The organism is Kitasatospora sp. SC0581 (assembly GCF_048159585.1).
Classification (GTDB): domain Bacteria; phylum Actinomycetota; class Actinomycetes; order Streptomycetales; family Streptomycetaceae; genus Kitasatospora.
Map to the genome: position 1 here is coordinate 315,804 of NZ_JBLRWA010000004.1, position 26,737 is coordinate 342,540.

26 protein-coding genes are annotated in these 26,737 nt (G+C 76.0%); 19 read left to right on the forward strand and 7 right to left on the reverse strand.

The genetic code is table 11. The annotated features are described in order from the left end of the window. The first annotated feature begins 36 nt into the window (after positions 1–36). From ACLWS4_RS10690 to ACLWS4_RS10700, 3 genes are all read left to right on the forward strand, one after another. Entirely contained in the window at positions 37–1,284 is a 1,248-nt protein-coding gene (locus tag ACLWS4_RS10690) for an MFS transporter (protein ID WP_416873904.1), read from the forward strand. 227 nt (positions 1,285–1,511) lie between these two features. Beyond that, entirely contained in the window at positions 1,512–1,934 is a 423-nt protein-coding gene (locus ACLWS4_RS10695; RefSeq protein ID WP_049660792.1) for a YwqJ-related putative deaminase, read from the forward strand. Continuing rightward, entirely contained in the window at positions 1,931–2,674 is a 744-nt protein-coding gene (locus ACLWS4_RS10700) for an SUKH-3 domain-containing protein (RefSeq protein WP_416873905.1), read from the forward strand. The genes ACLWS4_RS10695 and ACLWS4_RS10700 overlap by 4 nt, the downstream gene beginning before the upstream one ends. A 111-nt stretch (positions 2,675–2,785) precedes the next feature. On the opposite strand, the gene ACLWS4_RS10705 is transcribed toward ACLWS4_RS10700, so the two are convergent. Beyond that, positions 2,786–3,754, reverse strand: a complete 969-nt coding sequence (locus tag ACLWS4_RS10705) for a phosphotransferase family protein (protein WP_416873906.1) — start codon at positions 3,752–3,754, stop codon at positions 2,786–2,788. A gap of 183 nt (positions 3,755–3,937) precedes the next feature. Between ACLWS4_RS10705 and ACLWS4_RS10710 the strand changes: the two genes are divergently transcribed. Beyond that, positions 3,938–4,933 carry a zinc-dependent alcohol dehydrogenase family protein gene (locus ACLWS4_RS10710; protein ID WP_416873907.1) on the forward strand — a complete coding sequence of 332 codons (996 nt, stop codon included), beginning with the start codon at positions 3,938–3,940 and terminating at the stop codon, positions 4,931–4,933. Positions 4,934–4,979: 46 nt separating this feature from the next. Here ACLWS4_RS10710 and ACLWS4_RS10715 read toward each other — a convergent pair whose 3' ends face one another. Both ACLWS4_RS10715 and ACLWS4_RS10720 read right to left on the reverse strand, forming a co-directional pair. After that, positions 4,980–5,333: an ArsR/SmtB family transcription factor gene (locus ACLWS4_RS10715; protein WP_049660701.1), complete on the reverse strand. Its 354-nt coding sequence runs from the start codon at positions 5,331–5,333 to the stop codon at positions 4,980–4,982. A gap of 651 nt (positions 5,334–5,984) precedes the next feature. Beyond that, positions 5,985–6,857 (reverse strand): AfsR/SARP family transcriptional regulator, encoded by an 873-nt coding sequence (locus tag ACLWS4_RS10720; RefSeq protein ID WP_380740881.1) that lies wholly within the window; start codon positions 6,855–6,857, stop codon positions 5,985–5,987. Between the two features lie 485 nt (positions 6,858–7,342). On the opposite strand from ACLWS4_RS10720, the gene ACLWS4_RS10725 reads away from it, so the two are divergent. The 14 genes from ACLWS4_RS10725 (at position 7,343) to ACLWS4_RS10790 (ending at position 20,472) form a co-directional block, all read left to right on the forward strand. Then, a complete protein-coding gene (locus ACLWS4_RS10725) occupies positions 7,343–8,554 on the forward strand; it encodes an aminotransferase class I/II-fold pyridoxal phosphate-dependent enzyme (RefSeq protein ID WP_049659474.1) in 1,212 nt (403 codons plus the stop codon). A 168-nt stretch (positions 8,555–8,722) separates the two neighbouring features. Further along, on the forward strand, positions 8,723–9,958 hold the full coding sequence (locus ACLWS4_RS10730; protein ID WP_375874209.1) for a beta-ketoacyl-[acyl-carrier-protein] synthase family protein: 1,236 nt from the start codon (positions 8,723–8,725) through the stop codon (positions 9,956–9,958). Further along, the gene (locus ACLWS4_RS10735; RefSeq protein WP_416873908.1) at positions 9,955–10,866 is read left to right on the forward strand and encodes a MaoC family dehydratase; all 912 of its coding nucleotides are present in this window, start codon (positions 9,955–9,957) and stop codon (positions 10,864–10,866) included. Before ACLWS4_RS10730 ends, ACLWS4_RS10735 begins: the two co-directional genes overlap by 4 nt. Positions 10,867–10,871: 5 nt before the next feature. Further along, a complete protein-coding gene (locus tag ACLWS4_RS10740) occupies positions 10,872–12,392 on the forward strand; it encodes an AMP-binding protein (protein WP_380778415.1) in 1,521 nt (506 codons plus the stop codon). Between the two features lie 69 nt (positions 12,393–12,461). Next, positions 12,462–12,743, forward strand: a complete 282-nt coding sequence (locus ACLWS4_RS10745; RefSeq protein WP_049656700.1) for an acyl carrier protein — start codon at positions 12,462–12,464, stop codon at positions 12,741–12,743. A gap of 5 nt (positions 12,744–12,748) precedes the next feature. Continuing rightward, positions 12,749–13,777: a hypothetical protein gene (locus ACLWS4_RS10750; protein ID WP_049656702.1), complete on the forward strand. Its 1,029-nt coding sequence runs from the start codon at positions 12,749–12,751 to the stop codon at positions 13,775–13,777. Next, the gene (gene trpA / locus ACLWS4_RS10755) at positions 13,770–14,705 is read left to right on the forward strand and encodes a tryptophan synthase subunit alpha (protein WP_416873909.1); all 936 of its coding nucleotides are present in this window, start codon (positions 13,770–13,772) and stop codon (positions 14,703–14,705) included. Before ACLWS4_RS10750 ends, trpA begins: the two co-directional genes overlap by 8 nt. Next, positions 14,699–15,073: an ectoine synthase gene (locus ACLWS4_RS10760; protein ID WP_049656703.1), complete on the forward strand. Its 375-nt coding sequence runs from the start codon at positions 14,699–14,701 to the stop codon at positions 15,071–15,073. Before trpA ends, ACLWS4_RS10760 begins: the two co-directional genes overlap by 7 nt. Positions 15,074–15,241: 168 nt before the next feature. Beyond that, positions 15,242–16,387, forward strand: coding sequence for an acyl-CoA dehydrogenase family protein (locus ACLWS4_RS10765; RefSeq protein ID WP_049656704.1), 1,146 nt, complete (start codon positions 15,242–15,244; stop codon positions 16,385–16,387). Further along, complete coding sequence (locus ACLWS4_RS10770; RefSeq protein WP_416873910.1) at positions 16,384–17,100, forward strand: phosphoribosylanthranilate isomerase; 717 nt, start codon at positions 16,384–16,386, stop codon at positions 17,098–17,100. The genes ACLWS4_RS10765 and ACLWS4_RS10770 overlap by 4 nt, the downstream gene beginning before the upstream one ends. Beyond that, a complete protein-coding gene (locus ACLWS4_RS10775; protein WP_049656707.1) occupies positions 17,097–17,798 on the forward strand; it encodes an indole-3-glycerol-phosphate synthase in 702 nt (233 codons plus the stop codon). Before ACLWS4_RS10770 ends, ACLWS4_RS10775 begins: the two co-directional genes overlap by 4 nt. Next, complete coding sequence (locus ACLWS4_RS10780) at positions 17,795–18,715, forward strand: alpha/beta hydrolase (RefSeq protein ID WP_416873911.1); 921 nt, start codon at positions 17,795–17,797, stop codon at positions 18,713–18,715. Before ACLWS4_RS10775 ends, ACLWS4_RS10780 begins: the two co-directional genes overlap by 4 nt. Positions 18,716–18,898: 183 nt before the next feature. Continuing rightward, positions 18,899–19,693 carry an MBL fold metallo-hydrolase gene (locus ACLWS4_RS10785; protein ID WP_416873912.1) on the forward strand — a complete coding sequence of 265 codons (795 nt, stop codon included), beginning with the start codon at positions 18,899–18,901 and terminating at the stop codon, positions 19,691–19,693. Between the two features lie 101 nt (positions 19,694–19,794). Next, entirely contained in the window at positions 19,795–20,472 is a 678-nt protein-coding gene (locus ACLWS4_RS10790) for an NAD(P)H-binding protein (RefSeq protein ID WP_416873913.1), read from the forward strand. A 138-nt stretch (positions 20,473–20,610) separates the two neighbouring features. Here the strand turns inward: ACLWS4_RS10790 and ACLWS4_RS10795 are convergent, their stop codons facing one another. From ACLWS4_RS10795 to ACLWS4_RS10805, 3 genes are all read right to left on the reverse strand, one after another. Beyond that, positions 20,611–21,840, reverse strand: coding sequence for an MFS transporter (locus ACLWS4_RS10795; protein ID WP_117485404.1), 1,230 nt, complete (start codon positions 21,838–21,840; stop codon positions 20,611–20,613). Between the two features lie 67 nt (positions 21,841–21,907). Further along, positions 21,908–22,864 carry a LysR family transcriptional regulator gene (locus ACLWS4_RS10800; RefSeq protein ID WP_416873914.1) on the reverse strand — a complete coding sequence of 319 codons (957 nt, stop codon included), beginning with the start codon at positions 22,862–22,864 and terminating at the stop codon, positions 21,908–21,910. Positions 22,865–22,931: 67 nt separating this feature from the next. Beyond that, complete coding sequence (locus ACLWS4_RS10805) at positions 22,932–24,128, reverse strand: serine hydrolase domain-containing protein (RefSeq protein ID WP_416873915.1); 1,197 nt, start codon at positions 24,126–24,128, stop codon at positions 22,932–22,934. Between the two features lie 233 nt (positions 24,129–24,361). On the opposite strand from ACLWS4_RS10805, the gene ACLWS4_RS10810 reads away from it, so the two are divergent. Continuing rightward, complete coding sequence (locus tag ACLWS4_RS10810; RefSeq protein ID WP_416873916.1) at positions 24,362–25,102, forward strand: MarR family transcriptional regulator; 741 nt, start codon at positions 24,362–24,364, stop codon at positions 25,100–25,102. A 122-nt stretch (positions 25,103–25,224) separates the two neighbouring features. On the opposite strand, the gene ACLWS4_RS10815 is transcribed toward ACLWS4_RS10810, so the two are convergent. Next, positions 25,225–26,472: a hypothetical protein gene (locus ACLWS4_RS10815; protein WP_416873917.1), complete on the reverse strand. Its 1,248-nt coding sequence runs from the start codon at positions 26,470–26,472 to the stop codon at positions 25,225–25,227. Positions 26,473–26,737 lie beyond the last annotated feature (265 nt).

Below are 26,737 nucleotides of genomic sequence, written 5' to 3' on the forward strand. Positions count from 1 at the left end.
CAACTATCTAGATTTGTGTATCCAATGGAGGCTGTCGTGCCACGCACCGCTCCCGCCCGAAACGCCCTGGCCGTCCCGGTCCTGGCACTGGGCGTGTTCGGCATCATCACCACCGAGATGGGCGTCGTCGGCGTCCTGCCCTCCCTGGCCGAACGCCTGCACGTCACCCCCGCCGCCGCCGGATGGCTGGTCGGCGCCTTCGCCCTCACCGTCGCCGCCACCGGCCCCGTCGGCGTCCTGCTCGCCTCCCGGCTGCGCCGCAAGACCGTCCTGGCCGCGGCGCTCGCCCTCTTCGCCGTCTCCAACGCCGTCTACGCGCTCGGCCACTCCTTCCCGCTCGTCCTGGCGTTCCGGATCCTGCCCGCGCTGCTCCACCCCGTCTTCTTCGCCCTCGCCCTGACCGCCGCCACCCGCCTGGCCGCGCCCGGCAAGGCCGCCCGCGCCGCCACCACCGTCTTCGCCGGCGTCAGCGCCGGCTTCGCGTTCGGCGTGCCCGTCACCTCCTACCTCGCCGAGCACATCTCCCTGCCCGCCGCGTTCTGGGCCGCCGGCGCCGTCAACCTCCTCGCCTGCGCCGGCGTCCTCGCCTTCTTCCCCGACCTGCCCGACACCGCGCCGCCCACCTACGCCGGACAGCTGGGCATCCTGCGCCGGCCCCGGCTGTGGCTGGCCGTCGCCGCCGTCACCCTGGTGTTCGCCGCGATGTTCAGCGGCTACGGCTACATCGCCGAGTACCTGGGGAGCGTCACCGGCCTCGCCCCCTCCCTCACCGGCCCCGTCCTGATGGCCTTCGGCGTCGTCATGACCGCCGGCAACATCCTCTTCGGCCGCCTGCTGGAACGCGGCCTCGTACGCACCGTCACCGCCTACCCGCTCCTCTACCTCGCCCTCTACCTCCTGGTCGACGCCGCCGGCCCCCACCCCCTGCCCATGCTCGCCGCCGTCCTGCTCTGGGGCGCCGTCCACTCCGGCGGCCTCGCCGTCGCCCAGGCCTGGCTCGCCCGCGACGCCACCGACGCCCCCGAGTTCGGCAACAGCCTCTTCATCTCCTTCTCCAACCTCGGCATCACCCTGGGCACCACCCTCGGCGGAGCCGTCGTCACCACCGCCGGCCCCCGCCACCTGCCCCTGGCCGGCGCCGCCCTCGCCGCCGCCGCCCTGGCCGCCGTCCTCCTGCGCCGCCGCCTGGACCCGCCCCGGCAGCCCGACCAGCCGCAGCCCGACCAGCAGTCGCGGCAGGACGAGCCGCGGCACGAGGAGCCCCGGCCCGCCCCGGCCCCCTGACCGGCCCCGCCGGCCCGCGCCCCCTGCCCCGCCCCGGGCAGGGGGCGCACCCGACCGCCGGCCCCCGACCCCTGGCCGTACCCGCACCGCCCGCGCGGCCCGCACGCGGGAACCCCGGCGGCCCGCCGCGGACCACCGCTACCGTGTCACCGGCCCCCGCCACCGGCCGTCGCGGCGCTCCCGCGCGCCGCACCCGGCCACGACACGAGACGAGTTGATGCCGCACCATGTCCGACGACGACATACCGCCGGGCGTCGGCGCCGCACTGCTGCGCCCCGGGGCCGAGGCGGTGACGGCGACCAGCACGCACACCGCCACGACGGACGCGCACCCGGCCGTGCGGAGCCTGCTGGACCGGACCGCGCCCGCGATGCGCTCGCTGTTCCACGGGCGCTGCCCGGAGGTCGTCCTGCTGTCGCGGGTCGCCGCCGAGGCGCGGGCGGCGCTCGTCGCCGAAGGCGTCCACGACCCCGGGCACGACCGGGTCATCGAGCGCATGGGCCTGCTGCTGTCCGGGGCGGTGATCGCGGGCATCCTGCTGCGCGAGCCCGGCGATCCGGCGCACGAGCGCCCGATCCCGCCCTGCTCGTCGTGCGCACCCGCGCTCGACGCGCTCGGCGTGCGGGTCGTGGAGGTGCCCGCGCTGTGACGTCCCGTTTCCCCGCCCCCGTCCTCCGCGCCCTGACCGCGGCCGGCCGGTACGAGGGCGTCCGCCTGCCCGAGCACGAACTGCGGGCCTGGCTGCGCTCGTGGGGGGACCCGGCCGCGTACTTCCCGGCCCCCGTGACGGCCGTGCTGCGGGAGTTCGGCGGCATGACCGTCCACCAGTACGGGCCGGGTGCGGACATGTCCCGGACGCCGTTTCGGATCGATCCCGGGGCCGGGCTCCACGCGGACCGGAGCCTGCGCGCCTACGGCGCGAGGTACGGCCCGGACCTGGTGCCCGTCGGGGAGTACGACCTGGGACGCGGGCGGCTCGCGATGGACGCCGAGGGCGCCGTCCACCTGTTCTGGGGCGACCTGTGGAAGGTCGCCGACTCCTTCGACGGCGCCCTGGTCGCCCTGGTCGAGGGCCGGCGCCCGAGGCGCCTCGACCCGGCCGCGCCGGCCCCGCTTCCCCCCGGCGAACCGGCGGACGAGGCCAGGGCCCGCGACCTGGCCCGCCACCGCGCCGTCCGGGGCGGCCCCCTCGGCGCGGTGGACGTCGTGCTCCGGGAGTTCGAGCTCGGCTGGCCGGCCTTCCCGGTCTTCGCCGACCCGGACCCGCTCGCGAACGTGGGCGCGGGCTGCCTGATCGTGGACCGCCGCAACGGCCTCGTCACGCAGATGCCCGCCCTGCCCGCCGACCGCGTCCTGGACATGTACCGCGCGTGGTACCCGGCCCGCTGACGCGCCGGCGGCTCGTCCCGCCGCCCGCGCCGCGGCGGCACCGCGGCACCGCGGCACCCGCCCGGGCACCCCGCGCCCCGGGCATCCCGCGCCCCGGGCCCGGGGCCGGGTTCAGGTGTAGCGGTCGAACAGGGCCTGCAGGTAGTCCTCCAGGCGTCCCGTCAGCACGGCCGGCGTCAGGTCGGCGCGTCCCAGCTCGCGCCAGGGCTCGGCGACCTTCCGGGCGTCCGGGGCGAAGGCGAGGGCGTCCAGCAGCCGCCAGTACAGGTGGTCGCGGCCGGCGGCGAGGGTGCGGCCGCCGGCGGCGGTGTAGCGGTCGGCGAAGGCCAGGCCCGCCTCGGGGCCGTGCAGCAGGGCCAGGGCGGTGGAGCAGTGGGCGACGTCCAGGTCGGCCGGCCCCCAGGACGTCTCCACCCAGTCGACGACCCCGCTGACGGCCAGGTCGGCGCCCGCGCCGGTGAACAGCACGTTGCCGGGGTGGAAGTCGCGGTGCAGGAAGCAGGAGCGGTGCGCGGGCACCGCGCCGCCGATCACCTCCACCGCCCGCCGCCACAGCCCGGCGCGGGCGGTGCCCCCGGGCACCTCCACGCGCTCGGGAGCCGTCCACGCCTGCCAGGCGCGCGGCCGGTCCTCCTCGGCGACGTCGAGGGCGTGCACGGCGGCCAGCTGCGCGGCCAGCAGGCCCGCGCGCCGCCCCGCCTCCCCGTCCTCGGCCACCCGCACGGTGCCGGGCAGGTGCGTCATCAGCAGCGACGGGTGCTCGCACACCGCCCCCGACCCGTCCACCGCGCGCAGGCGCGCCGCCGGGACGCCGCCGCCCTCCAGCAGGCGCAGCACCGCCGCCTCGCGGGCCAGCAGCCCCGGGGCGTGGCGGCGGTAGAACGGCTTGACGAAGGAGCGCAGCACCAGCGCGTACGGGCCCGCGCCACCCGCCCGCTCCACGTCCACGCGGCGCATCCGCGAGGTCCACCCGCCGGTGAGCGCGCTCACCGCCGTGACGCGCTCACCGGGCGCGAGGAGCCCCTCCACCCACCGGCGCGTGCCGTCCCACCCCTGGCCCCAGTCCCCACCGTCGATCATGGACGGCAAGCCTACGCCCCACCTCCGTCCGACCCGCCCCGGGCAGGACTGACGAAGAGTCAACTCCCGTACAACCACGGACAGAAGGCCTCTATTCCGACAGGTGTCGAAGTTTGACAGGCGGGGCGCGCCCGGGGTTGGCTGGACGCCGATCCGCACCGCACCCAGGGGGAGGGGCCCGCCATGCCCAGGACCGTCGTCTTCGAGACCACCGGAGGACCGGAGGTACTGGCCGTACGCGAGCGCCCCCTGCCCGAACCCGGGCCCGGCGAACTGCGCCTGCGCGTGGCCGCGATCGGCCTCAACCGCGCCGAGGCCCTCTTCCGCGCCGGCACCTACCTGGAGCGGCCGCGCCTGCCCGCCACCCTCGGCTACGAGGCCAGCGGCACCGTGGAGGCCGTCGGCGAGGGCGTCACCGCCTTCACGCCCGGCGACCGCGTCGACACCGTGCCCGCGTTCTCCCAGAACGACTACGGCGTCTACGGCACCCACGTCCTGGTCCCCGCCCGCGCCGCCGTCCCCCACCCCGCCGGCCTCACCCCCGCCCAGGGCGCCGCCGTGTGGATGCCCTACCTCACCGCCTACGGCGCCCTCGCCGAGGACGGCCACCTGCGCCCCGGCGACCACGTGCTGATCACCGCCGCCGCCTCCGGCGTGGGCCTGGCCGCCATCCGCACCGCCCGCCGCCTGGGCGCCCACCCGATCGCCACCACCCGCACCCGCGCCAAGGCCCGGCACCTGCTGGACGCCGGCGCCGCCGAGGTCGTCGTCACCGGCGAGGACGACCTCCTCGCCCGCGTCGACGCGGCCACCGGCGGATCCGGCGTGCGCACCGTCTTCGACCCCGTCGCCGGACCCGGCGTCCTGACCCTCGCCCGCACCCTGGCCCCCGGCGGACGCCTGACCGTCTACGGCCGCCTCGACCCCCGCGACACCCCGATGCCCGGCCAGGACACCTTCGCCCCCGTCACCAGCCGCTTCTTCTCCATGCACGAGGTCACCCGGGACGACGAACGCCTGCGCCGCGCCCACGCGTTCGTCACCGCCGGCCTGGCCGACGGCTCCTTCACCCCCGCCGTCGACCGCGTCTTCGAAGGCCTCGACACCGTCGCCGAGGCCCACCGCTACCTGGAGGCCGGCACCCAGATCGGCAAGATCGTCCTGACCGTCGGCGACTGAACCACCACCGGAGGCCGAACCGCCGCCGCCGGGGGCCGGGGGGCCCTCAGGCCCCCGGGGCCCGGCGGGCCTCCGCGTCGGCGGCGGCCACCACCGCCGCCAGCAGCCCCGGGAACCGCCGCTCCAACTCCTCGCTGCGCAGCGCGTTCATCTTGGTGGTGCCCACGTAGTACTGGCGCAGCAGCCCCGCCTCGCGCAGCACGCTGAAGTGGTGGCTGGAGGTCGAACGCCCCACCGGCAGGTCGAAGGAACCGCAGCTGAGATCGGCTCCCGAGTGCGCGAGCGTGCGCACCACCGTCCTGCGGGCCGGATCAGCGAGCGCCTCCAGCACCTGCTGGACGCTCACGTCCTCCACACCAGGGTGCACGATCACCCGCGCCGCCACGCGTGCCCGCCCCACACCCACCACCCCTTCCCAACACTCGACCCCCGTCTGTCCGACAGTCAAAAACCGCGCCGTGTGCGCGACTTCACGAGCACGACGCTACCAGGGACGATCGCCCGGCCCCCGGCCTCCGCCCCCGGGAGGCGCGCCGGACCCCCGGACCGCCCCCGCGCCCCACCCGCCGCCCACACCCACCGCAACACCCGCGCAACACGCCCCGCCGCCCGGCACGGGGGCCGGCCGCGGGCCGTACGGGAGCGCCGGGCACGGCGGCGCGCGGCCGAGGACGGCCGGAAAGAGGGGATGCGCGGCGCGGCACGGCGGGGGAGGGACGCGGCGCCGGGGAGGGCCCCGTGACGGACCGCCGAGGACGACCGGGGACCGCCGGGGACCGCCGGGCACGGCGGTGCGCGGCCGAGGGCGGCCGGAAGAGAGGAGGCGCGTCGTGGCGGGCGGCACGGGGGAGGGGCCCCGCAAAGGGCCGCCGAGGACGACGGGGGACCGCCGAAGACCGCCGGGCACGGCGGCGCGCGGCCCGGGACGGCGGCCGGAAGGAGAGGGCCCGCGGCGGCAGGCGGCGTGCCCCGCCGGACCGGGGACCGGCGGGGCACGCCGCAGCGGCACAACGGCAGGCGCGGGCGCGGGCGCAGGCGCGGGGCCCCGGGCTCAGGCCGCGCGCACCGGGGCCGGCGCCGCCCGGGCCAGACGGGTCAGCGCCAGCGGCTCGAAGATCCCCATCAGCACCGGGTCCACCGCCCGCACCGCCGCCGGCGCCGGTGCCGCCGGCACGGGGGAGCGCAGCATCGCCAGGTAGAGCTCCTGGGTCTCGGCGGCCGGGTCGATGCCCAGCTCCTCGGCCAGCACCTGGCGCAGCTGCTGGTAGCAGCGCAGCGCCTCCGCCCGGTTGCCGGAGGCGGCCAGCGCCTCCATCCGGCAGCGGTAGGCGCTCTCCCGGAACGGCGCCCGGCGCACCGCCTCGTCCGCCCAGCGCAGCGCGTGGTGCTCCTCACCCAGCGCCGACGCCGCCAGGCTCGCGGTCTCCAACGCGCTGATGCGCAGCTCCTCCACGTGCTCGCGCACCCCCTGCGCCCACTCGCCCTCGTGGTCGGGCAGGAACGCCCCGCGCAGGTTCGCCAGCGCCCCCGCGGCCAGCTGCTGCGCCACCGCGTGGCCGCCCGAGGCCAGCGCCTCGCCGGCCTCGCCGACCGCCGAGGCCGCCGCCTCCAGGTCCACCGCCGCGTCCGCGGGCAGCCGCAGCACGTACCGCCCGCCCTGGGAGATCAGCGGGGTCGCACCGGGCCCCTGCCCCGGATCGGTGACGAACGCCCGCACCCGGCTCACCACGCTGCGCAGCGCGGAGGCCCAGGTGTCGGGCAGGCCGTCGGGCCAGATGGTGTCGGCCAGCTGGTCGCGGCTGGTGCCGCTGGAGCGCTCCAGCACCAGGCGGGCGAACGCCACCTGGGCCTGGGCGCTGGACAGGTGCTGCGGGGCGCCGTCCTCGTGCTCGACGGCCACCAGACCGGTCAGGCGGATCAGCATGCGCGGGCCCCCGATCTACCGGACGGACCGTCTTCCCTGAAGCCTTTCAACACGAGCTCCAACCCCCTCGAGCCAAAGCGGAAGTGACGGCCCGTTCCGGCCGTCGGCGTGGGAAATTGCGGATCGGAACAATAAACCGCCGACCAGCCGTTCGGTTTCGGCGGATTTCGACCATACATTCGCCGCATCGCGCGGTGTCAACACCGGTTGCGGAAACATACCCACCGGCCGGTCAATGCGTCGTGGACGCAAGGTTTCCGCACGTCAGAGCGTTCCCGCAGGCCAGGAAAGCGCCTATTGCGGACGCCTTGCGCATCCTGCCGTAGAAATGTAGCCATCCTTGAGCACCCCGCGTGAAGGCTTCGAGAAACACCCCGAGCCGCGAAAAGCCCCGAACAACCGCGAAACAGCCGCACGCAACCGCGAAACAGCCGCGAACAACCGTGAAAAGCCGTGAACACCGTGACGCCGTGAAGGAGAAACCCGTGAACGCCACCGGAGCATGGGACCGCCTGGAGCCGAAGCTCGCCGCAACGAACGCCCGCGTGGCCGCACTGGAGTCCGACCCCTCCCGGCGCAACAGCTTCGTCGCCTACACCATGGAACGCGACAGCGCCTACTGCGACCTCGACGGCGAGCGCCTGCTCATGATGTCCGGCTACAGCTACCTCGGCCTGGCCGGCGACGAACGCGTCGTGGCCGCCGCCAAGGCCGCCGTCGACGTCTACGGCACCGGCAACCACGGCGTGCGCGCCCTGGCCGGCACCATCCCCCTGCACGAGGAACTCGAAGCCGAGGTCGCCCGCTTCGCCGGCCGCGAACGCGCCCTGGTCTTCGGCTCCGGCTACGCCGCCAACGTCGGCACCGTCGGCGCCCTCGTCGGCCAGGGCGACACCGTCCTGATCGACAAGTACGACCACGCCTCCATCGTCGACGGCTGCCGCCTGTCCGGCGCCACCGTCACCCGCTTCCGCCACAACGACGTCGACCACCTCGAGCGCCGCCTCAAGGCCGCCGCCCCCACCGGCGTGCGCCTGGTCATCGTCGACAGCGTCTACTCCATGGACGGCGACATCGCCCCGCTGCCCGAACTGCGCGAGGTCTGCGACCGCTACGACGCCCTCCTCATGGTCGACGAGGCCCACGCCCTGGGCGTCATCGGCAAGACCGGCGGCGGCATCGAGGAGCACTTCGACCACAAGGTCCGCGTCGACGTCAAACTCGGCACCCTCTCCAAGGCCATCCCCTCCATGGGCGGCTGGATCGCCGGCAGCCACGACCTCATCGGCCACCTGCGCTACGCCGCCCGCCCGTTCCTGTTCTCCGCCGCCCTCGGCCCCGCCCAGACCGGCGCCGCCCTGGAGTCCCTGCGCATCCTGCGCCGCGAACCCGAGCGCGTCACCCACACCCAGACCCAGGCCCAGCGCCTGCGCACCCGCCTCAACGACGCCGGCATCTCCACCATGGACTCCACCACCGCCGTCCTGCCCGTCATCGCCGGCAGCGACGACGCCGCCTACGACTACGCCACCGCCTGCCGCAAGGCCGGCGTCATCGGCCTGCCCGTCGTCACCCCCGCCGTGCCCAACGACCTCGCCCGGCTGCGCATCGCCGTCACCGCCCGCCACACCGCCGCCGACATCGACTTCGCCGCCGAGGCGTTCCTGACCGCCGCCGCCCAGACCGGCCTGATCTGACCCGCCCGGCCCGACCGATCCGGCCCGCCCCGCCCGCCTGATCCGGCCTGCCCGGCCGGACCGGCCCGCCTGATCCGACCGGCCGGCCCAGACCGGCCCAGACCGGCCCGCCCCGCCCCCGCTGCCACCGCCGGGCCGCCCGCGCGACCGCGCTAAGGAGACGAAGCCATGGCCCCCCACCACCGGCCGCCGATCGCCGTCACCGGCCTCGGCGTGGTCAGCCCCGCCGGCCACACCGTCGAGGACCTCTGGCGCACCGTCGCCTCCGGGCGCTCCACCGCCACCGCCCTCACCGACCCCGCCCTGGCCCGCCACCGGGTGCGCCTGGGCTGCAAGGTCACCGACCTGCCCGACAACGACCTCGTCCCCGCCAAGGACGCCCGCCGCCTGGACCCGTTCGCCCACTACGGCACCCTCGCCGCACTCGCCGCCCACGCCGACGCCGGACGCCCCGAACCCGAACCCGGGCGCAGCGCCATCGTGGTGGGCACCGCCGTGGGCGGACGCACCACCAGCGACCGCGAGTCCGCGCTGTACACCGAGCACGGGCCGCTGCGGGTCTCCCCGCTGATGCCGCTGGTCACCATGCCCAACGCGGCCGCCGCCCAGATCGCGATGCGCCTGCACTGGAACGGGCCCGCCCTGACGATCGCCACCACCTGCGCCTCCGGCGCGGACGCGATCGGCCACGGCGCCCTGCTGCTGGAGACCGGGCGCGCCGACGTGGTGATCGCCGGCGGCTGCGAGGCCACCCTCACCCCCGTCACCCTGGCCGCGTTCGGCAACCTCGGCGCGCACTCCCTGCGCAACGACGAACCCGGGCGCGCCTCACGGCCCTTCGACACCGACCGCGACGGCTTCGTGATGGGCGAGGGCGCCGGCTTCCTCGTCCTGGAACGCCTGGACGACGCCCGGGCCCGCGGCCGCACCCCGTACGCGCTGCTCGCCGGGTACGGCGCGAGCGCGGACGCCTACCACCTGTCCAACCCGCGCCCCGACGGCGCCGGCGCGGTGGCCGCGATGCGCGCTGCCCTCGCCGACGCGGCCCTCGCGCCCGGCGACATCGCCCACGTCAACGCCCACGGCACCTCCACCGTGCACAACGACCGGGCCGAGGCCGCCGCCCTGCGCGCCGTGTTCGGCCCCCACGGCGTGCCGGTCACCTCCACCAAGGGCGCCATCGGCCACCTGATCGGCGCCGCCGGCGCCGTCGAGCTGATCGCCGCCATCGAGGCCATGAACGCCCGCACCGTCCCTCCCACCGCCAACCACGAGAAGACCGAAGAGGGCCTGGACCTCGACGTCGTGCACACCGCGCCGCGCCCGGTGCGCGCCGGCGCGGCCCTGTCCAACTCGTTCGGCTTCGGCGGCCACAACACGACCCTGGTGGTGACCCCGCTATGACCGCACCCACGACCACACCCGCCGCACAAGCCGCCCCCGCCGGACAGGCCGGACAGGCCGGACAGGCCGTACCCGCCGTGACCGCGCCCGCCGGTCCGGTGTCGCGCACCCGCCTGCACGTCACCGACCGGGACCTGGCCGCCTACCGGGCCGCGGCCCGCGCCCGCCTGGGCGCCCCCGCCCGCGCCGGGGCCGGCCCCGCGCACCCCTTCGTCGCCGCCCACGCCCTCGCCCAGCACACCGTCAGCGCGCTGACCGCCGGCGACCACGGGTTCACCGGCGTGGTCCACCTCGCCCAGGAGATCCGCACCCACGCCCCGCTCACGGCGGGGGACGTCGACGTCGCCGTCGAGGTCGCCGCCGTGCGCCGCGAGGCCCGCGGCACCCGCCTGGCCCTGACCACCCGCCTCACCGACGCGGCCACCGGCGCCCCGCTCGCCGACCTCGCCACCGCCGCGCTCCTGCTGGGCGCCACCGGCACCGAGCCGTACGGCGCCCTGCCGCCGGCCGCCCACCCCGGCTCCGTCCCCGACGGCCCGCCCCTGGTCCTCACCCACGTGCTGGACGCCGGCGACACCCGCGCCTACGCCCACGCCTCCGGCGACCTCAACCCCATCCACCTCGACGACGACGCCGCCCGCGCGGCCGGCTTCCCCGGCGTCATCGCCCACGGCATGCACCTCGTCGCCCTGGCCGCCGAGGAGATCACCGACCGCCACGCCGGCGGCGACCCCGCCCGCGTCACCGCGCTCGGCGCCCGCTTCGCCGCCCCCACCCGCCCCGGCACCGAACTGCGCCTGACCCTCCAGCCCCACGACCGGGGCACCGTGGTGCGCTTCACCATCGCCACCGAGGCCGGCACCGCCGTCAAGGCCGGCTGGGCGCGCATCGCACCGGCGGGGGAGTGAACGCCATGACCACCACCCCCACCACGGCCCCGTTCGGCCGCCCCGTCCAGGACACCGCGCTGCCGCCGCTCGCCCTGCCCGACGCGTTCACCGCCCACGCCCGCACCCGCCCCGACGCCCCCGCCCTGCTCTGGCACGACCAGAGCGTCAGCTACCGGGAGCTCGCGCAGGCCGCCGACGCCGAACGCGCCCGCCTGAACGCCCTCGACCTGGCACCGGGCGAACCGGTGGGCCTGTACGCCGTCAAGTCACCCGCCGCGGTCGCCCTGGTGCTGGCCTGCCTGATGGAGCGCCGCCCCTTCCTGCTGCCCTCCCCGCAGCTCGCCCCCGCCCTGCTGGCCGCGCTCTTCGCCCAGGCCGGCGCGCGCCGCCTGCTCGCCCCCCTGGGCCAGGACGCCCCCCGGCTGCCCGCCCTGCCCCACCCCGCCCCGGTGCCCACCCTCGCGGCCGGCACCTCCTTCATGCTCACCACCTCCGGCTCCACCGACCTGCCCAAGATCGTCCCCCTCGCGCAGGGCGCCGTCGACCGCTTCACCGCCTGGGCCCACGACACCTTCGACCTCGGCCCCGGCCGCACCGTCGCCAACTACGCGCCCCTCAACTTCGACCTCGCCCTGCTCGACGTGTGGGCCACCCTCGCCGCCGGCGGCACCTGCCTGCTCATCGACCCCGCCCACGCCCTCAACGCCCGCCACCTGCTCGCCCAGCTCATCCGCCACCGCCCCCACGTCCTACAGGCCGTCCCCCTCGCCTACGCCCTGCTCGTCCAGGCCGCCGGCACCGCCCACGTCCTGGACAGCGTCGAGCACGCCGCGTTCACCGGCGACGCCATCGACGCCCGCACCCTCGCCGCCCTGCCCGCCCTGCTGCCCGGCGCCGAGCTGTACAACATCTACGGCTGCACCGAGACCAACGACAGCTTCCTGCACCGCCTGGACCGCCTGGACGCCGCCGCCGCCCTGCCCGTGCCCATCGGCACCCCGCTGCCCGGCGTACGCACCCTGGTCGCCACCGCCGACGGCACCCCCCTGGACGGCCCCGGCAGCGGCGAACTCTACGTCTCCACCCCCTTCCAGGCCGCCGGCTACCTCGACCGCTCCCGCGACACCGGACGCTTCACCACCCAGCCCGAAGGCGCCGGCGAAGGCCGCCGCTGGTTCCGCACCGGCGACCTCGTCACCCGCGACGAGGCCGGACGCGTCCACCTCACCGGCCGCGCCGACTTCCAGGTCAAGGTCCGCGGCGTCGCCGTCAACACCGCCGAGATCGAACGCGTCCTGCTCGCCCACCCCGACGTGCGCGAAGCCGCCGTCGCCGCCGCCAGCGACCCGCTCACCGGCAAACGCCTGCACGCCGCCGTCCAGCGCACCCCCGGCTCCACCCTCAACAGCCTCGTCCTGCGCGAGCACCTGGCCCGCAACCTGCCACGCGCCGCCGTCCCCGAGAAGCTCGCCATCCACGACGCCCCCCTGCCCAAGACCGCCACCGGCAAGGTCGACCGCAAGGCCGTCCTGCCCGCCCCGTAACACCCCGCACCACCCGACCAGCCATCCAATCAGCGGCCACCAGGCCACCGACGCAAGGGAGTTGCCGACATGAGCAACATCGCCCAGATCAAGCGGTTCCTCATCGACGAGTTCCTGCCCGACATCACCCCCGACCAGCTCGCCGACGACCACGACCTGCTCTCCGACGGCGTCATCGACAGCCTCGGCGTCCTCAAACTCATCGCCTGGGTCGAGGACCACTTCACCCTCCCCGTCGACGACACCGACCTCGACCCCAACAACTTCCGCTCCGTCGCCGCCATCGACGCCTTCATCACCGAACGCCGCACCACCGCCGCCACCGCGGCCGGCGTCACCGTGGGCGGCTGACAGCCATGCACCAGGCCCTCACCGCGCTCCTCGCCGCCCGCCCCGTCGACCTGGCGGCCTGGCGCTCGTGGTGGGACCAGCTCGAACACCGCACCCTGGGCCCGGCCGACAGCGACCGGGCCCAGGCAGCGGCCCTGCTGGCCGCCCTCACCACCCGCCTGCCCGACCCCGACACCCTCACCGCCCTGCACACCTCGCTCACCGAACGCACCCCCGACCCCGGCCCCGCCCACCCCGGCAGCGTCAACATCGTCGGCACCGGCGGCGGACCCGCCACCTTCAACCTCTCCACCGCCGCCGCCCTCACCGCCGCCGCCATCGGCATCCCCGTCGTCAAGACCGGCTCCCGCGCCTACACCAGCGCCGCCGGCTCCGTCGACCTCCTCGAACGCCTCGGCATCACCCTCACCTCCAGCCACACCGCCACCGCCGACCACCTCGCCCGCCACAACATCGCCTTCGCCGGCCCCCACGTCTACCCGCCCGCCCTCACCCGCCTCGCCCGCACCCTCTACCCGCTCACCCTCAAACCCTTCGGCGCGTTCCTCAACACCCTCGGCCCCCTGCTCGCCACCGTCCCCGTCACCGCCCAGCTCACCGGCACCGCCACCCCCACCGCCCTCGCCGCCCTGCGCCCCCTGGCCGCCAACACCACCACCCGCACCGTGTGGCTCGCCCACAACAGCGCCGGCGCCGACGAACTCCTGCCCTTCGCCGACAACACCCTCCACACCCCCGACGGCGACATCCACCTGCCCGCCGGCGCCGTCGCCCCCGCCGAAGGCACCCTCGCCGACCTCGCCCCCCACCCCCACGACCTCACCGGCCACTTCCTACGCGCCCTCGCCGGCCGCGCCGGAACCACCGCCACCCACACCATCGCCCTCAACGCCGCCGCCCTCGCCCTCGCCTCCGGCCGCCACACCCGCTGGCACACCGCCTACACCACCGCCCTGGACGCCCTCGCCGACGGCGCCCCCCACGCCCTGGCCACGCGCCTGGCCACCCGCCCCAGGGAGACCGCCGGTGTCTGAACCCCTCTTCCCCCGCGACGACCTGGGCCTGGCGCTCTTCCTCAACGCCGGCGACCCCGCCGGCCGCCTCACCGACCTCGCGCTCATGCTCGACGACCAGCGCGTCGACGTCCTCGAACTCGCCGTCCCCTTCCCCGACTCGCCCACCGACGGCCCCGTCATCCGCCGCTCCGCCACCCGCGCCCTGACGGCCGGCACCACCCTGGACACCGTCCTCGCCGAACTCGCCGACCTCACCCCCCGCCTGACCCACCTCAAGGTCGCCCTGCTCGCCGACTGGAGCCACAGCCTGCGCCACCGCGACCCCACCGCCACCGCCACCGCCATCCGCGACGCCGGAGCCCGCGCCCTGCTCGTCCACGCCCTGCCCCCGCGCCTGCGCCCCGCCTGGCAGCACGCCCTGCACCACACCGGCCTGCCCCAGGTCACCACCTGCTACCCCGCCTCCACCCCCGAGGTCCTCACCGCCGCCGCCCACGGCGCCACCGACGCCTACGTCTACCTCGTCGCCCACTACGGCCGCTCCGGCACCACCCCCGCACACGGCCACCGCGCCCTCGCCGACACCGTCACCGCGCTGCGCACCGCCGCCCCCGCGACCCCCGTCGCCGTCGGCTTCGGCGTCAAGGCCGCCGCCGACCTGGCCGCCGTCGCCGCCGCCGGCGCCGACGCCGCGATCGTCGGCTCCGCCGCCGTCGCCCGCGTCGAGCACGCGCTGACCGAACGCCTCGACCCCGTCGACGAGTTGCGCGCCTACCTCACCGACCTCCGCCCCCGCCCCGCCCTCCCGGAGCGGCCCGGCGGACCCCGCACCACCCCACGCACCACCCCCGGCACCACCGGCACCACCGGCACCACCCCCGGCACCACCGGCACCCGCACCACCCCCGCCGGCACCACGACCCGAGAGGAACAACCCGCATGCTGATCCGCGACCTGGCCGACGTGAAGACCGTCGAGTGGGGCAACGGCCTGTCCCGCCGCTTCCTGGTGGAGAGCGACGGCCTCGGCTACAGCCTCACCGACACCGTCGTCAACGCCGGCACCAAGTCCCGCCTGGAGTACCGCAACCACCTCGAGGCCTGCTACTGCATCGCCGGCTCCGGCGAGGTCATCGACATGGACGGCACCTCCCACCCCATCACCCCCGGACGCCTCTACGCCCTCGACGAGCACGACGCCCACTACCTCGTCGCCAGCCCCGAGGAGGACCTGCGCCTGGTGTGCGTCTTCTCCCCGGCCCTGCGCGGCGACGAGGTCCACCAGCTCGACGCCCACTCCTCCTCCGCCTACTAGAGGCACCAGAGGCACCCCGCGCCCCCACCGGGGCCCGCCGCCCCCGCACCCCCGGGGGCCCGGGCCCCCGGGACGGGCCCCAGGAACCGACGTGAGCCGGCGCCACCGGGCGCCGGCCTGCCACCCCGCGCCCCGCACCGGCGGCCCGGGAGGAAGGCGGCACATCCCATGATCCGCTGGAACGCCGACCAGACGGCCCTGCGCGAGGGCCTGGCCCGCTTCGGCGACGACCTCAGCGCCGGCCACATCGAAGGCGACGAACAGGCCGCCTTCTCCCACGACAAGTGGCGCATGATCCAGAAGACCGGCATCCTCTCCCTGCCCTTCGAGGAACGCTACGGCGGCCTGGGCCAGTCCCTGCTCACCACCATGTACGTCCTCGAAGGCCTCGGCCACACCTGCCGCGACGGCGGCCTCAACTTCTCCGTCACCACCTCCATGGCCTCCACCGGCGTCCCCCTGCAGGCCTTCGGCTCACCCGCCCTCAAGGACGCCTACCTGCCCCGCATCGCCTCCGGCGAGGCCATCGGCGCCCACGCCATCACCGAGTCCGAATCCGGCTCCGACGCCATGCAGATGCGCACCCGCGCCGTACGCGACGGCGACCACTTCGTCCTCAACGGCGCCAAGACCTTCGTCTCCAACGGCCCCGTCGCCGACGTCGTCGTCGTCTACGCCCGCACCCACCCCCAGGGCGGCGCCCTCGGCGTCACCGCCTTCCTCGTCGACGCCGACACCCCCGGCCTGACCACCGGAAACCCCATCAAGAAGATGGGCCTGCGCACCTCCCCGCTCTCCGAGCTCTACTTCGACGACGTCCGCGTCCCCGCCGACCGCGTCCTGGGCCGCGTCGGCGGCGGCTTCCTCGTCCTCGACCACGTCATGAAACGCGAGATCCTCTACACCTTCATCGTCAACACCGGCGAGATGCAGCACCGCCTCACCCGCTGCCTGGACTACGCCAAGACCCGCATGTCCTTCGGCAAGCCCATCGGCTCCTACCAGTCGGTCGCCAACAAGATCGTCGACACCAAGATCCGCCTCGAGACCGCCCGCAAGTGGCTGTACGACACCGCCCAGCGCCTGGAGGCCGGCGACAACGTCACCGTCGACATGGCCATCGCCAAACTCCTCACCAGCGAATCCAACCTCGCCACCTCGCTGGCCGCCGTCCAGGTCTTCGGCGGCAACGGCTACATGTCCGAGTACGGACTGGAGAAGGACGTGCGCAACGCGGTCGCCGGCACCATCTACTCCGGCAGCAACGAGATCCAGTACAACCGCATCGCCGCCATGCTCGGACTCGGCAAATGACCGCCCCCGCCCTCCTGGCCCCCCGGCGCGCCGGCCACCTCAAGGTCTGCGGCGCCCGCACCCGCGCCGACCTCGCCCTCCTCGCCGACACCGGCCCCACCCTGGTGGGCCTGTGGCACGGCGTCCCCGGCGGCCCCGCCGACCTCGAAGCCGACCACCTCGCCGACCTCGCCGCCACCGCCATCCGCCTGGGCCTGGAACCCGTCCTCGTCACCTTCCTCGACGACGCCCGAAAGATCGCCGCCCTCGCCCGCGCCACCGGCATCCGCTGGATCCAGCTCCACGCCTACCAGAGCCCCGCCCTCGTCGCCGACCTGCGCGAACAGCTCCCGTACGCCGTCCTCGTCAAAGTCCTCCACCTCTCCCGCGGCCGCTGCCTGGAACGCGCCTTCACCGGCGCCTTCGAACGCGCCGGCTGCGACCTGTTCCTCCTGGACACCGTCACCGACGACGGCCGCGTCGGCTCCACCGGCCAGGCCCTGGACCCCGCCCACGTCCACGCCCTGCTGCCCCGCCTCACCATCCCCTTCCTCCTCGCCGGCGGCCTCAACACCACCAACCGCGACACCTACCGCACCGTCACCGACCACCCCCTGTACGCCGGCGCCGACATCGACACCGCCGCCCGCGACCGCACCGGCCGCTTCACCCACGAAGCCGTCACCGCCCTCACCCGCGCCTGGCACCCGCGCCTCCAGGAGACCCCCGCATGAGCCCGAGCTTCATCGACGCCCTGCTGGCCGCCCCCCGCCCCCTGGTCATGGAGGTCAAACTCCGCGACCCCCACGGCGCCGACCTCCTGGGCCCCCGCACCGTCACCGACCTCGTCACCCGCTACGAACAGGCCGGCGCCCCCTGCCTGTCCGTCGTCACCGGCCGCTGGTTCGGCGGCACCCCCCGCCTCCTGCGCGAGGTCACCGCCGCCACCCAACTCCCCGTCCTCCAGAAGGACTTCCTCACCCGCCCCGCCCAACTCGAAGCCGCCCGAGCCCTCGGCGCCTCCGCCGTCCTGCTCACCGCCGCCCTGCTGCCCGCCACCTCCCTCACCCGCCTCGTCACCACCGCCCTCGACCTCGGCCTGACCCCCTTCGTCGAGATCACCGAGGAACGCGAACTCGACACCCTGCCCCGCATCGCCGAATGCGTCGTCGCCGTCAACAACAAGGACATCCGCACCCGCGAACGCGACCGCGGCGACCTCGGCCGCAGCCTGCGCCTGCTACCCGCCCTACGCGCCGCCGGCTGCCGCGCCCCCGTCTCCGCCTCCGCCATCACCGACCCCCACGACGCCGCCCGCCTCCTCGACGCCGGCTACGCCGCCCTGCTCATCGGCACCTCCCTGATGCGCACCGGCGACCTCACCGGCTGGCTCGCCGACCTCGACGCCGCCAGAGCGGGGGTCGCCGCGTGAAGAACGACCTGCGCACCCGCTCCCTGGTCCTGGACGCCGCCGGCATCCCCGTCTCCGCCCTGGTCGCCGAACCCGAACACCACGCCCCCAAGGCCGTCGTCCTCGCCATCCACGGCCGCGGCATGCGCGCCGCCTACTTCGCCGGCCCCGCCCACCCCGACACCAGCCTGCTCACCCTCGCCGCCGACCTCGGCTACACCGTCCTCGCCGTCGACCGCCCCGGCCACGGCGCCTCCGCCCACCGCCTGCCGCACGGCCAGCTCATCGCCGACCAGGCCGCCACCCTCCACGCCGCCCTCACCGACTACGCCCGCGCCCACCCCACCGGCGCCGGCGTCCAACTCCTCGCCCACTCCTTCGGCGGCAAAATAGCCCTCCAACTCGCCGCCCACTGGCCCGACGACCCCCGCCTGCCCCTGCTCGGCTGCGACATCTCCGGCCTCGCCCAGCACTACGCCCCCGGCGCCTGGGACCGCCCCGACGACCTCGCCGGCGGCGGCCGCCTCAACTGGGGCCCCCTCCACCTCTACCCGCCCGGCACCTTCCACGCCGCCCGCACCCTGCTCACCCCCGTCCCCGCCCTCGAATCCCGCGAACTGGCCACCTGGCCCGCCCGCTACAACGCCCTCGCCGCCCGCGTACGCGTCCCCGTACGCCTCACCCTCGCCGACCACGAGCACTGGTGGCGCCTGGACGCGGCCCACCGCGCCGCCCTGACCGCCGCCTTCCCCGACGGCCTCGCCCACCTGGCCACCGCCCGCCGCGCCGGCCACAACCTCTCCCTGGGCCACGCCGCCCGCCCCTACCACCTGCGGGCCCTCGCCTTCACCGACGACTGCCTCACCCGCCCCGCCCCCGCCCCCGGCGCGGCCGCACCCGCCGCCGCGGCCCCCGGGCCCCTCCTCGCGGCCGTCTGACGGCCCCACAGACCATCTGGCGCGGGTGGAAGGGCCCCGCCGCCCCCTCGGGCAAGGGGCGGCGGGGCCCGGCCCCCCACCGGCGGGAATCCCCACCCGCCCGGCACGGTTGCCACCGATGGCCCACGAACGGACCCCCGTTCCACCCGGGCCCACGACGCACCGTCACGAGAGGGGCAGCACATGAGGATCGGCGACATCGAGGTCCTGGCGGTCATGGACGGAGAAGGCACCGAGACCGCCGCCGACGTCCTCACCCGCCCCGGTGTGGACGACCCCTGGGCCTGCCACGCCCACCACCTCGACCCGCACGGCACCCTCACCCTGCCCCTCGGCGGCTTCCTGGTGCGCAGCGGGGAGCGGACCGTCCTGGTCGACGCCGGAGTCGGGCCCCGGGACGTCGGCCGCTACCACGGCGGCGCCCTGCTCGACTCGCTCGCCGCCCACGGTGTCACACCCGCCGACGTCACCGACGTGCTCTTCACCCACCTGCACTTCGACCACGTCGGCTGGGCCGCCGTCGACGGCCGCCCCGTCTTCCCGAACGCCGTCTACCGCGCCCACCGCGCCGACTGGCAGCACTTCGTCACCGGCCCCGCCGCCACCCCCGAAGCCGTCGCCAAACTCACCCCCGTCGAAGCCCGGCTGGAGCTCTTCGACACCGACTTCACCATCGCCCCCGGCATCGACGCCCTCCACGTGCCCGGCCACACCCCCGGCACCACCGCCTACGTCCTGTCCTCCGGCGCACGCCGCGCCCTGCTGCTCGGCGACATCGCCCACTCCGTCGTCCAGTTCGGCGAACGCGACTGGCAGGTGATCTGGGACATCGACCCGCAGGCCGCCTCCGCGGCGCGCAACCGCATCGCCGACGAAGCCGCCGACACCGACGACCTCCTCGTCGCCGCCCACTTCCCCGGCATGCGCTTCGGCCGCATCCTCGCCGCCGACGGCCACCGCCGCTTCGTCGCCGTCTGACACACCACCCGCCCCGCGCGCCGCCGCCGCGCCTCGCCCGCCCCGCACTGAGACGCGCGCCGGTCGCGGCCGGGCGGGCACCGGCCCCGTAAGGTACCGGCATGTCGGTTGTGATCGCGGGCGGCCACGGCAGGGTCGCACTCCTGACGACCCGTCTCCTCACCACCCGGGGCCTACCGGTGACCGGGATCATCCGGCGCCCCGAACAAGCCGCCACCGTACGCGCCGCCGGCGCCCAACCCGCCGTCACCGACCTGGCCCACACCACCCCCCACCACCTCGCACACCTGCTCACCGGCGCCCAGGCAGTGCTCTTCGCCGCCGGCGCCGGCCGCGGCAACGCCCCCGGACAGGCCGACCCCGTCGACCACGACGCCGCCCTCACCCTCGCCGACGCCACCCAACTCGCCGGAGTACGACGCTTCGTCATGCTCTCCGCCATGGGCGCCGACCCCGCCATCCACTACCCGCCCGACCCCCTCGTCGAGACCTTCCTCCAGGCCAAGGGCAGAGCCGACCAGGACCTGCTCTCCCGCCCCGCCCTCGACTGCACCGTGCTGCGCCCCGCCTGGTTCCGCGACGGGCCCGGCACCGGCCGGGTCCACCTCGCCGAACACACCGGCCCCGGCGAGATCGACCGGGCCGACGTCGCGGCCGTCCTCGCGGACCTGCTCACCACACCCGCCACGGCCCCGCGCGTCCTGGAACTCGTCTCCGGCACCGTCCCCGTCCACGAGGCCGTCGCACGCACCGCCCTGCGCCTCGTCACCGACCACTGAACCCCCCGACCGCCGAGCCCGCCGGCCCGCTAGTGACGGCGCCGGTGTCGGGCACGCGCGGCGGCGTGATGCGACCGCTCGGGCCCACCGGTCGCATCACACCCCGCAGACGGGCCGGTCCGCCCGCCGGCCCGGGCGCTACCCGCGCCGGTCGCTGCGCTGCGCCGCCCAGGCCAGCGCCAGTCCCACCGCGCCGAGTGCGGCGGCGATCCCCAGCGGTGCGGTGTACCCGGCCCCGGCGGACAGGGCCGCGCCCGCCAGCAGGGGGCCGCCCGCGTTGCCGATGTTGAAGGCGGAGATGTTCGCGGCCGAGGCGAGGTTGTCCGCGCCGCTCGCCCGCGCCAGCACCCGGGCCTGCAACGGCGGGATGACCGCCCCGCCGGCCAGGCCGAACAGCAGGAAGACGGCGGCCACGGCGGCCCGGCTGTGCACGGCGGCGAGCAGCAGCAGCGGAACGGCCGTCACCCCGGCCAGCGCCGCGTACAGCGCGGCCGCCGGCGCCCGGTCGGCCAGCCGGCCTGCCAGCGGGGTGCCGACCACCATGCCCACGCCGACCAGCATCAGCACCACCGGCACCGCGCCGGACCCGAAGCCCGTGACCTCGGTCAGCAGCGGCGAGACGTAGGTGAGGACGGTCAGGAAGGGCGCCCAGCCGAAGGCCGTCGCGGCCAGGGCGAGCCACACCCCCGCACGCCGGAACACCCGCAGCTCGGCCCGCAGTCCGGCCCGCGGGGCCGCCGGCCCGTGCGGCAGCAGGACGGCCAGCGCGACCAGCAGCACCACGCCCAGCGCGGTCACCGCCCAGAACGTGGCCCGCCAGCCCAGCGCCTGCCCGAGCGCGGTACCGCCGGGCACCCCGAGCACGTTGGCGAGGCCGAGCCCCGTGAACACGGCGGCGATCGCGCCGGCCCTGCGCCGCGCGGGCACCAGCGAGGTCGCAACCGCGGAGGCGATCCCCACGTACGCCCCGCCGGCCAGCGCGGACAGCACCCGCCCCGCCAGCAGCGCGCCGAAGCCCGGCGCGAGCGCGGTGACCAGGCCGGCCGCGATGAACAGGCCGACCAGGTACAGCAGCATCCGCCGGCGGGCGACGCGGACCCCGAGCGCGGTCAGCAGGGGAGCCCCCACGACCATGCCCACCGCGTACCCGGACACCAGCACCCCCGCCGTCGGCAGGGACACCCCCGTGTCCTCGGCGATCCGCGGCAGCAGCCCGGCGACCACCACCTCGGCGGAGCCCACCGCGAACGCGCCGAGGGCGAGCGCGAACAGGGCGGCCCCGGCCGGAAGTTCAGGCGCACGGGCGTTGGTGGGGGAGGGGGAGGACGCGGGGCAGGGGGCGCGGCGCGCCGAGAGATCGCTGGTCATGGCACCAGCCTGGCCGCCGCAGCCCCGCTGATCAGCCCCCGAACGCGCAACGACCGGTAAGCCAGGCTTACCGGTCCCGGCCCACCGCCCCCACCGCCACCGCCGCCGTCGGGGGCTCCGCCCACTCCCGGCTCCACCCCCGGGCCCGCTCCACCGCGACCGCCGCGAACGCCCGCACCCGCGCACTGTCCCCGCCCGCCCGCCACACCAGCCCGTACTCGAGCGGCTCGGCGTCCACGAACGGCACGAACACCACCCCCGGCGGCGCCGAGTGCGCCGCCACGTCCGCCCCCACCGGCGAGATGCCCTGCCCCGCCCCGACCATCGCCAGGGTCTCCGCCAGCGTCGCCGCCGACCGCCCGCGCTCCACCACCCGCCCCCCGGGCGTCACGGACGGCGCCAACCACTCCTGCCAGTACCCGGGGACGTGCCCCGTACAGGCGAACACCCGGTCCCGCGCCAGGTCCTCCACCCCGACCGACTCCCGCCTGGCCAGCACGTGGTTGGCCGGCACCGCCAGCATCCGCGGCACCCGCAGCACCACCGGGCCCCGCACGAGGTCCTCCTCCTCCACCGGGAACTGGGTGACCAGCACCTGCGCCCCGCCGCCGCGCAGCGGCTCGAACATGGACGCCACCTGCGTCTCGTGGATGCGCACGTCGATGCCCGGGTGCCGGCGGGCGAAGGCGCCGATCACCTCCATCACGAACTCCCCGGCCGCACCGCCGAGGTAGCCGACCGTGAGCACCCCCTCGACGCCCCGGGCCGCGGCCCGCGCCCGCTCCAGCCCGTCCCCGATGCGCCGGTACGCCGGCCCGACGTCCTCCAGCAGCCGCCGCCCCAGCTCCGTCAGCCGCACCCGCCGACTGGTCCGCTCGAACAGCGGCGCGCCCACCCGCCGCTCCAGCCGCTGGATCGTCTGGCTCACCCGCGCCCTGGAGACCCCCAGCCGCTCGGCCGTCCGCCCGAAGTGCAACTCCTCGGCCAGGACCACGAAACCCTCGATCTCCAGTCGCTCCCACACCCGCCCGATGCTACGCCCGGCCCCCGGCCGGATCCCTGGGCCGTACCGGCCGGGAGCCCGGTGCGGGTCAGGGCCGGGGGCAGAACTCGGCCTCCAGCTCGGAGGTGAACACCGCGATCGGCCAACTGCCGTTGGTCCAGTCGCCGTTGATGTTGGTGGTGAGCAGGTGGCCGCCGTCGCGGGTGCCGAAGGTGTAGGTCCAGGAGCCGTTGATGGCGCCGCCCATGCCCCAGAGGGTCGGTCCGCAGTCCAGGGTGACGGAGCCGACGCCGAGGCCGTACGCGGCGTTCGGGATCCACGCGCCGGGCGGTGTGGGGACCATCGTGAACAACTCCCGCTGCTGGGCGGGCGGCAGCAGCCGTCCGCCCAGCAGCGCGGCGAAGAAGGTGTCGAGGTCGCGGGCGGTGGAGACCATGTCGCCGGCGGCGTAGCCCCAGGAGGGGCTGAGCTCGGTCACGTCGTGGACGGGGGCGGTGGGGGAGGGGTCGCCCAGGCGGGAGTAGGCGCGTGCGTGCGGGCCGCGCAGGGCGGTGTCGTCGGGAGCGGGGGTGTAGGTGCCGCTCAGGCCGAGCGGGGTGATGACGCGCTGGTCGACCTGCGCGGCCAGGCTGGTCCCGGTGGCCCGTTCGACGATCAGCCCGGCGAGGACGTAGCCGGTGTCGGAGTACGTCCAGCCGGCGCCGGGGGCGAAGTCCGGGCGGTTGGCGGTGCCGGTGCGGACGAGCTGCTCGGGCGTGTAGTCGTCGAAGCGGTGGAGCAGGAAGCCGGTGCCCTCGTTCTCGGCGCGGACCTTCGCGTCCATCGCGTAGTTGTAGACCCCGCTCGTCATGCCGAGCAGCTGCCGGACGGTGATCCGGTCCGGCTCGTAGCCGGGCCCGTCGACGAGGCCGGGCAGCCACCGCTCCACGCTGTCATCCAGGTCCAGCCGGCCCTCGGCGGCGAGTTGGAGGACGACGGTGGCGACGAAGGTCTTGGTGGTGCTGCCGATGCGGAACCGCTCCTGGGCGTGGCGGGGGCGCCCGGTGGCCAGGTCGGCGACGCCCGCGGTGCCGAACCAGGCGCGGTGCCCGTCGCGCACCTCGGCGACGATGCCGGGCACGCCGCCCTCGGTCACGGCGCGCTCCAGGACCCGCTGGACGCCGGGGTGCCCGCCCCGGGCGTCCGGGGTCGCGGGCGCCGGCGCGGCGGTGGCGGTGCCGCCCGCGACCAGGGCGGCGGTCAGGGCGGTGGCGGTCAGCGCGGTGGCGCGCCTGGTGATTCCCATGCTGGTGTTCCCCCTCGGCGTGGTGTTCGTGGCCTGGGAAGAAACTAGGAGCCGCTTCACGGTCGGGTCAACGTCAACTCCATTGCCGTGCACGGTCTGTGCAGGTGGGAGCGGGGATATCCTTGCAATGGTTGTGCCGACGAATGCAACAGCTGCCCGCGTTCCATTGCAACAGTCGCCGGGGGCGGCCGATACTGGGCCGACCGAGTCCGACCGAGGAGGGGCGGGGACGGATGCCCGGAGCCAGACTGACCCAGCAGGAGCGCCACCGGATCGCCACCGGGCTGGCCGAGGGGTGGGGGTACGGCGAGATCGCCCGGCAGCTCGGGCGGCCGACGTCGACCGTCACCCGGGAGATCGCCCGCAACGGCGGTCCGTCCGGCTACCGCGCCGACCGGGCGCAGCGGGCCACCGTCCAGCGCTCCCGGCGCGGGCGGGCGGCGGCCGGCCGGGAGGCGGTGCCGGAGCCGGCGGTGCCCGGGCGCGACACGGAGGAGGTCCGCCAGTTCGGTGACCGGCTGGCCGAGTTCCTGGCGATCGGCGGCATGCCCCGGATGACGGCGCGGGTGCTGGTCTGCCTCCAGCTCACCGAGGACGGCGCCCTGACGGCGGGTGAGCTGGTGCGGCGCCTGCGGGTCAGCCCGGCGTCCGTCTCGAAGGCGGTCGGCTACCTGGAGGTGCAGGCCCTGGTCCGCCGGGAGCGCGACGGGCGCAACCGCCGCGAGCGGTACGTCATCGACGACGACGTCTGGCACCGCGCGCTGCTGGCCAGCGCCGAGCGCAACGCGGTGCTCGCCGGGATCACCCGCCACGGCGCCGAACTGCTCGGCCCGGCCACCGCGGCAGGAGCCCGGATGGACGGCGCGGCCGCGCTGCTGGACCGGATCGGCCAGGACATCGTCCGCGGCATCCGGCAGTGGCACGAGGAGAGCCGGCGCGGCCGGGAGAACGCCGGGGCGGCCTCCCCTGGGTGAGCGGTCTCCCGGCCCCGGCCGGGAGCGGCCGGGTGGTGCGGGTCATCCGGCCGCCCGCCCGCGGGGGTGCCCCGTCCCCTTGTCCCGGGCCGTACCCGGGGCTGGGCGGGGGCGGCCGGGTGTCACGGGCGCCAGACGGCGGCCTGGCGGTAGGGGTAGAGGCTGCCCGGCGGCCGGAGCATTCGCACGCCGACCACCAGGCCCGTGTTGTTCACGAACCGGGCGCTGTTGGTGGTGTCGGCCGGGTCGAGGTCGGTGACGGTGTTGTCGGGGGCCCAGACCTTGCCCGACTGGTACTGCCGGGAGGGTATGCCGTCCCACGCGTAGCCGGCCACGGTGCCGGAGTCGTTGATGTCCGCGGCGGTGGTCCTGCCCACCGTGGGCCGGTCCAGTTCGAGCCGGGTGAGGGTGCCGTCCGGGCTCCACCGTGCGGCGTACGTCCGCGGGAGGTCCGGGTCCGGCTGGTGGTCGCCCACGGTGGCGCCCGAGCTGTTGATCGCCCCGGGGTAGGTGCGCGGGCCCAGGTCGTGCAGGGTGCCGTCGGCCGAGCGGAGCAGGCCGTGCCAGACGCTCCCGACGCCCGGTTCCGGCAGGGAGACCCTGCCGGCCACGGCGCCGGCGTCGTTGATCCGGTCTGCCGAGCTGGCGGCGGCGGCCGGGTCGGTCACGAACGCGGTGGCGGTGCCGTCGGGGCTCCAGACGGTTCCGTGCCGCAGCCCGGTCCAGGTGTAGGACTGGCCGACCGCGACGCCCGCGCTGTTGACGTCGTAGGGCACGGCGTTGTCGTCGCCGGGCAGGGGGGCGAGGGCGACGCTGGTGCCGTCCGGGCGCCAGGCGACGGCGTGGCTCTTTCCGGCGGCGTCGGTGGAGGCGCCGACCACGATGCCGCTGCCGCCGATCGCGGTGGGGTTGCTGTGGGTGTCGCCGGGCAGCGGGGGCAGGGCGGTGGGTGTGCCGTCGGCGGCCCAGCGCACGGCGGTGGCCGTCGAGTAGGCCCGGGGGGCGGGCCAGGAGGTGCCGATGGCGGTGCCGGCGTCGTTCACCCCCAGGGCCCGCGCGTAGTCCTCGCCGGGCAGTGGCGGCAGGGTGGTGGGCTGGTGGTCGGGGTTCCAGCGGATCGCGCTGGTCTGGTTGCTCTGTCCGTCGGCCCAGGCGTAGCCGACGACGACATCGGCGTTGTTGACGCCGGTGGGATCGCTGAAGGGCTTGTCGGGCATGCCGGTGGCCAGCACGGTGATAGGCGGGGTGACGGCGGGCGCGGGCGTGGGGGCGGGTGCGGCGGCGGCCGGGGCTGCCAGCAGTGCCCCGGTGGCGAGCGCGGCCGCTGCTGCCGCGGCGGCTGTGCGGTGGAGGGCGGTGCGGATGGTCATGACACGGGTTCCCTCGTCTGCTCGGCGACATGGCGGCCGGCCTGCCGCGATGCGGATCACGCCGGATCGGGCCGGGCGGGCCGGTGGTGCGGTGGAACGGGATGGACCGCGTGCTGCCGCCGGTGTGCGGCCGAAGACCCGGGCCGCGCGAACCGGCGGCGGTCTGTCATGAACGCGACTCTAGCGGCCGGGTTCCTCTCCCGCAGGTGAACAAGGCGTTCCGGTCGTGGTTCCGAAGGCGCGGCCGGGGCCGCGGGTGCGGCCG

Coding starts and splice junctions, on each gene's coding strand:
- ACLWS4_RS10695 (WP_049660792.1), top strand. CDS start 1,512: ATGTCCGACGACGACATACCGCCGGGCGTCGGCGCCGCACTGCTGCGC.
- ACLWS4_RS10705 (WP_416873906.1), bottom strand. CDS start 3,754: ATGATCGACGGTGGGGACTGGGGCCAGGGGTGGGACGGCACGCGCCGG.
- ACLWS4_RS10710 (WP_416873907.1), top strand. CDS start 3,938: ATGCCCAGGACCGTCGTCTTCGAGACCACCGGAGGACCGGAGGTACTG.
- ACLWS4_RS10720 (WP_380740881.1), bottom strand. CDS start 6,857: ATGCTGATCCGCCTGACCGGTCTGGTGGCCGTCGAGCACGAGGACGGC.
- ACLWS4_RS10730 (WP_375874209.1), top strand. CDS start 8,723: ATGGCCCCCCACCACCGGCCGCCGATCGCCGTCACCGGCCTCGGCGTG.
- ACLWS4_RS10735 (WP_416873908.1), top strand. CDS start 9,955: ATGACCGCACCCACGACCACACCCGCCGCACAAGCCGCCCCCGCCGGA.
- ACLWS4_RS10740 (WP_380778415.1), top strand. CDS start 10,872: ATGACCACCACCCCCACCACGGCCCCGTTCGGCCGCCCCGTCCAGGAC.
- ACLWS4_RS10745 (WP_049656700.1), top strand. CDS start 12,462: ATGAGCAACATCGCCCAGATCAAGCGGTTCCTCATCGACGAGTTCCTG.
- ACLWS4_RS10750 (WP_049656702.1), top strand. CDS start 12,749: ATGCACCAGGCCCTCACCGCGCTCCTCGCCGCCCGCCCCGTCGACCTG.
- ACLWS4_RS10760 (WP_049656703.1), top strand. CDS start 14,699: ATGCTGATCCGCGACCTGGCCGACGTGAAGACCGTCGAGTGGGGCAAC.
- ACLWS4_RS10765 (WP_049656704.1), top strand. CDS start 15,242: ATGATCCGCTGGAACGCCGACCAGACGGCCCTGCGCGAGGGCCTGGCC.
- ACLWS4_RS10770 (WP_416873910.1), top strand. CDS start 16,384: ATGACCGCCCCCGCCCTCCTGGCCCCCCGGCGCGCCGGCCACCTCAAG.
- ACLWS4_RS10775 (WP_049656707.1), top strand. CDS start 17,097: ATGAGCCCGAGCTTCATCGACGCCCTGCTGGCCGCCCCCCGCCCCCTG.
- ACLWS4_RS10785 (WP_416873912.1), top strand. CDS start 18,899: ATGAGGATCGGCGACATCGAGGTCCTGGCGGTCATGGACGGAGAAGGC.
- ACLWS4_RS10790 (WP_416873913.1), top strand. CDS start 19,795: ATGTCGGTTGTGATCGCGGGCGGCCACGGCAGGGTCGCACTCCTGACG.
- ACLWS4_RS10795 (WP_117485404.1), bottom strand. CDS start 21,840: ATGACCAGCGATCTCTCGGCGCGCCGCGCCCCCTGCCCCGCGTCCTCC.
- ACLWS4_RS10805 (WP_416873915.1), bottom strand. CDS start 24,128: ATGGGAATCACCAGGCGCGCCACCGCGCTGACCGCCACCGCCCTGACC.
- ACLWS4_RS10810 (WP_416873916.1), top strand. CDS start 24,362: ATGCCCGGAGCCAGACTGACCCAGCAGGAGCGCCACCGGATCGCCACC.
- ACLWS4_RS10815 (WP_416873917.1), bottom strand. CDS start 26,472: ATGACCATCCGCACCGCCCTCCACCGCACAGCCGCCGCGGCAGCAGCG.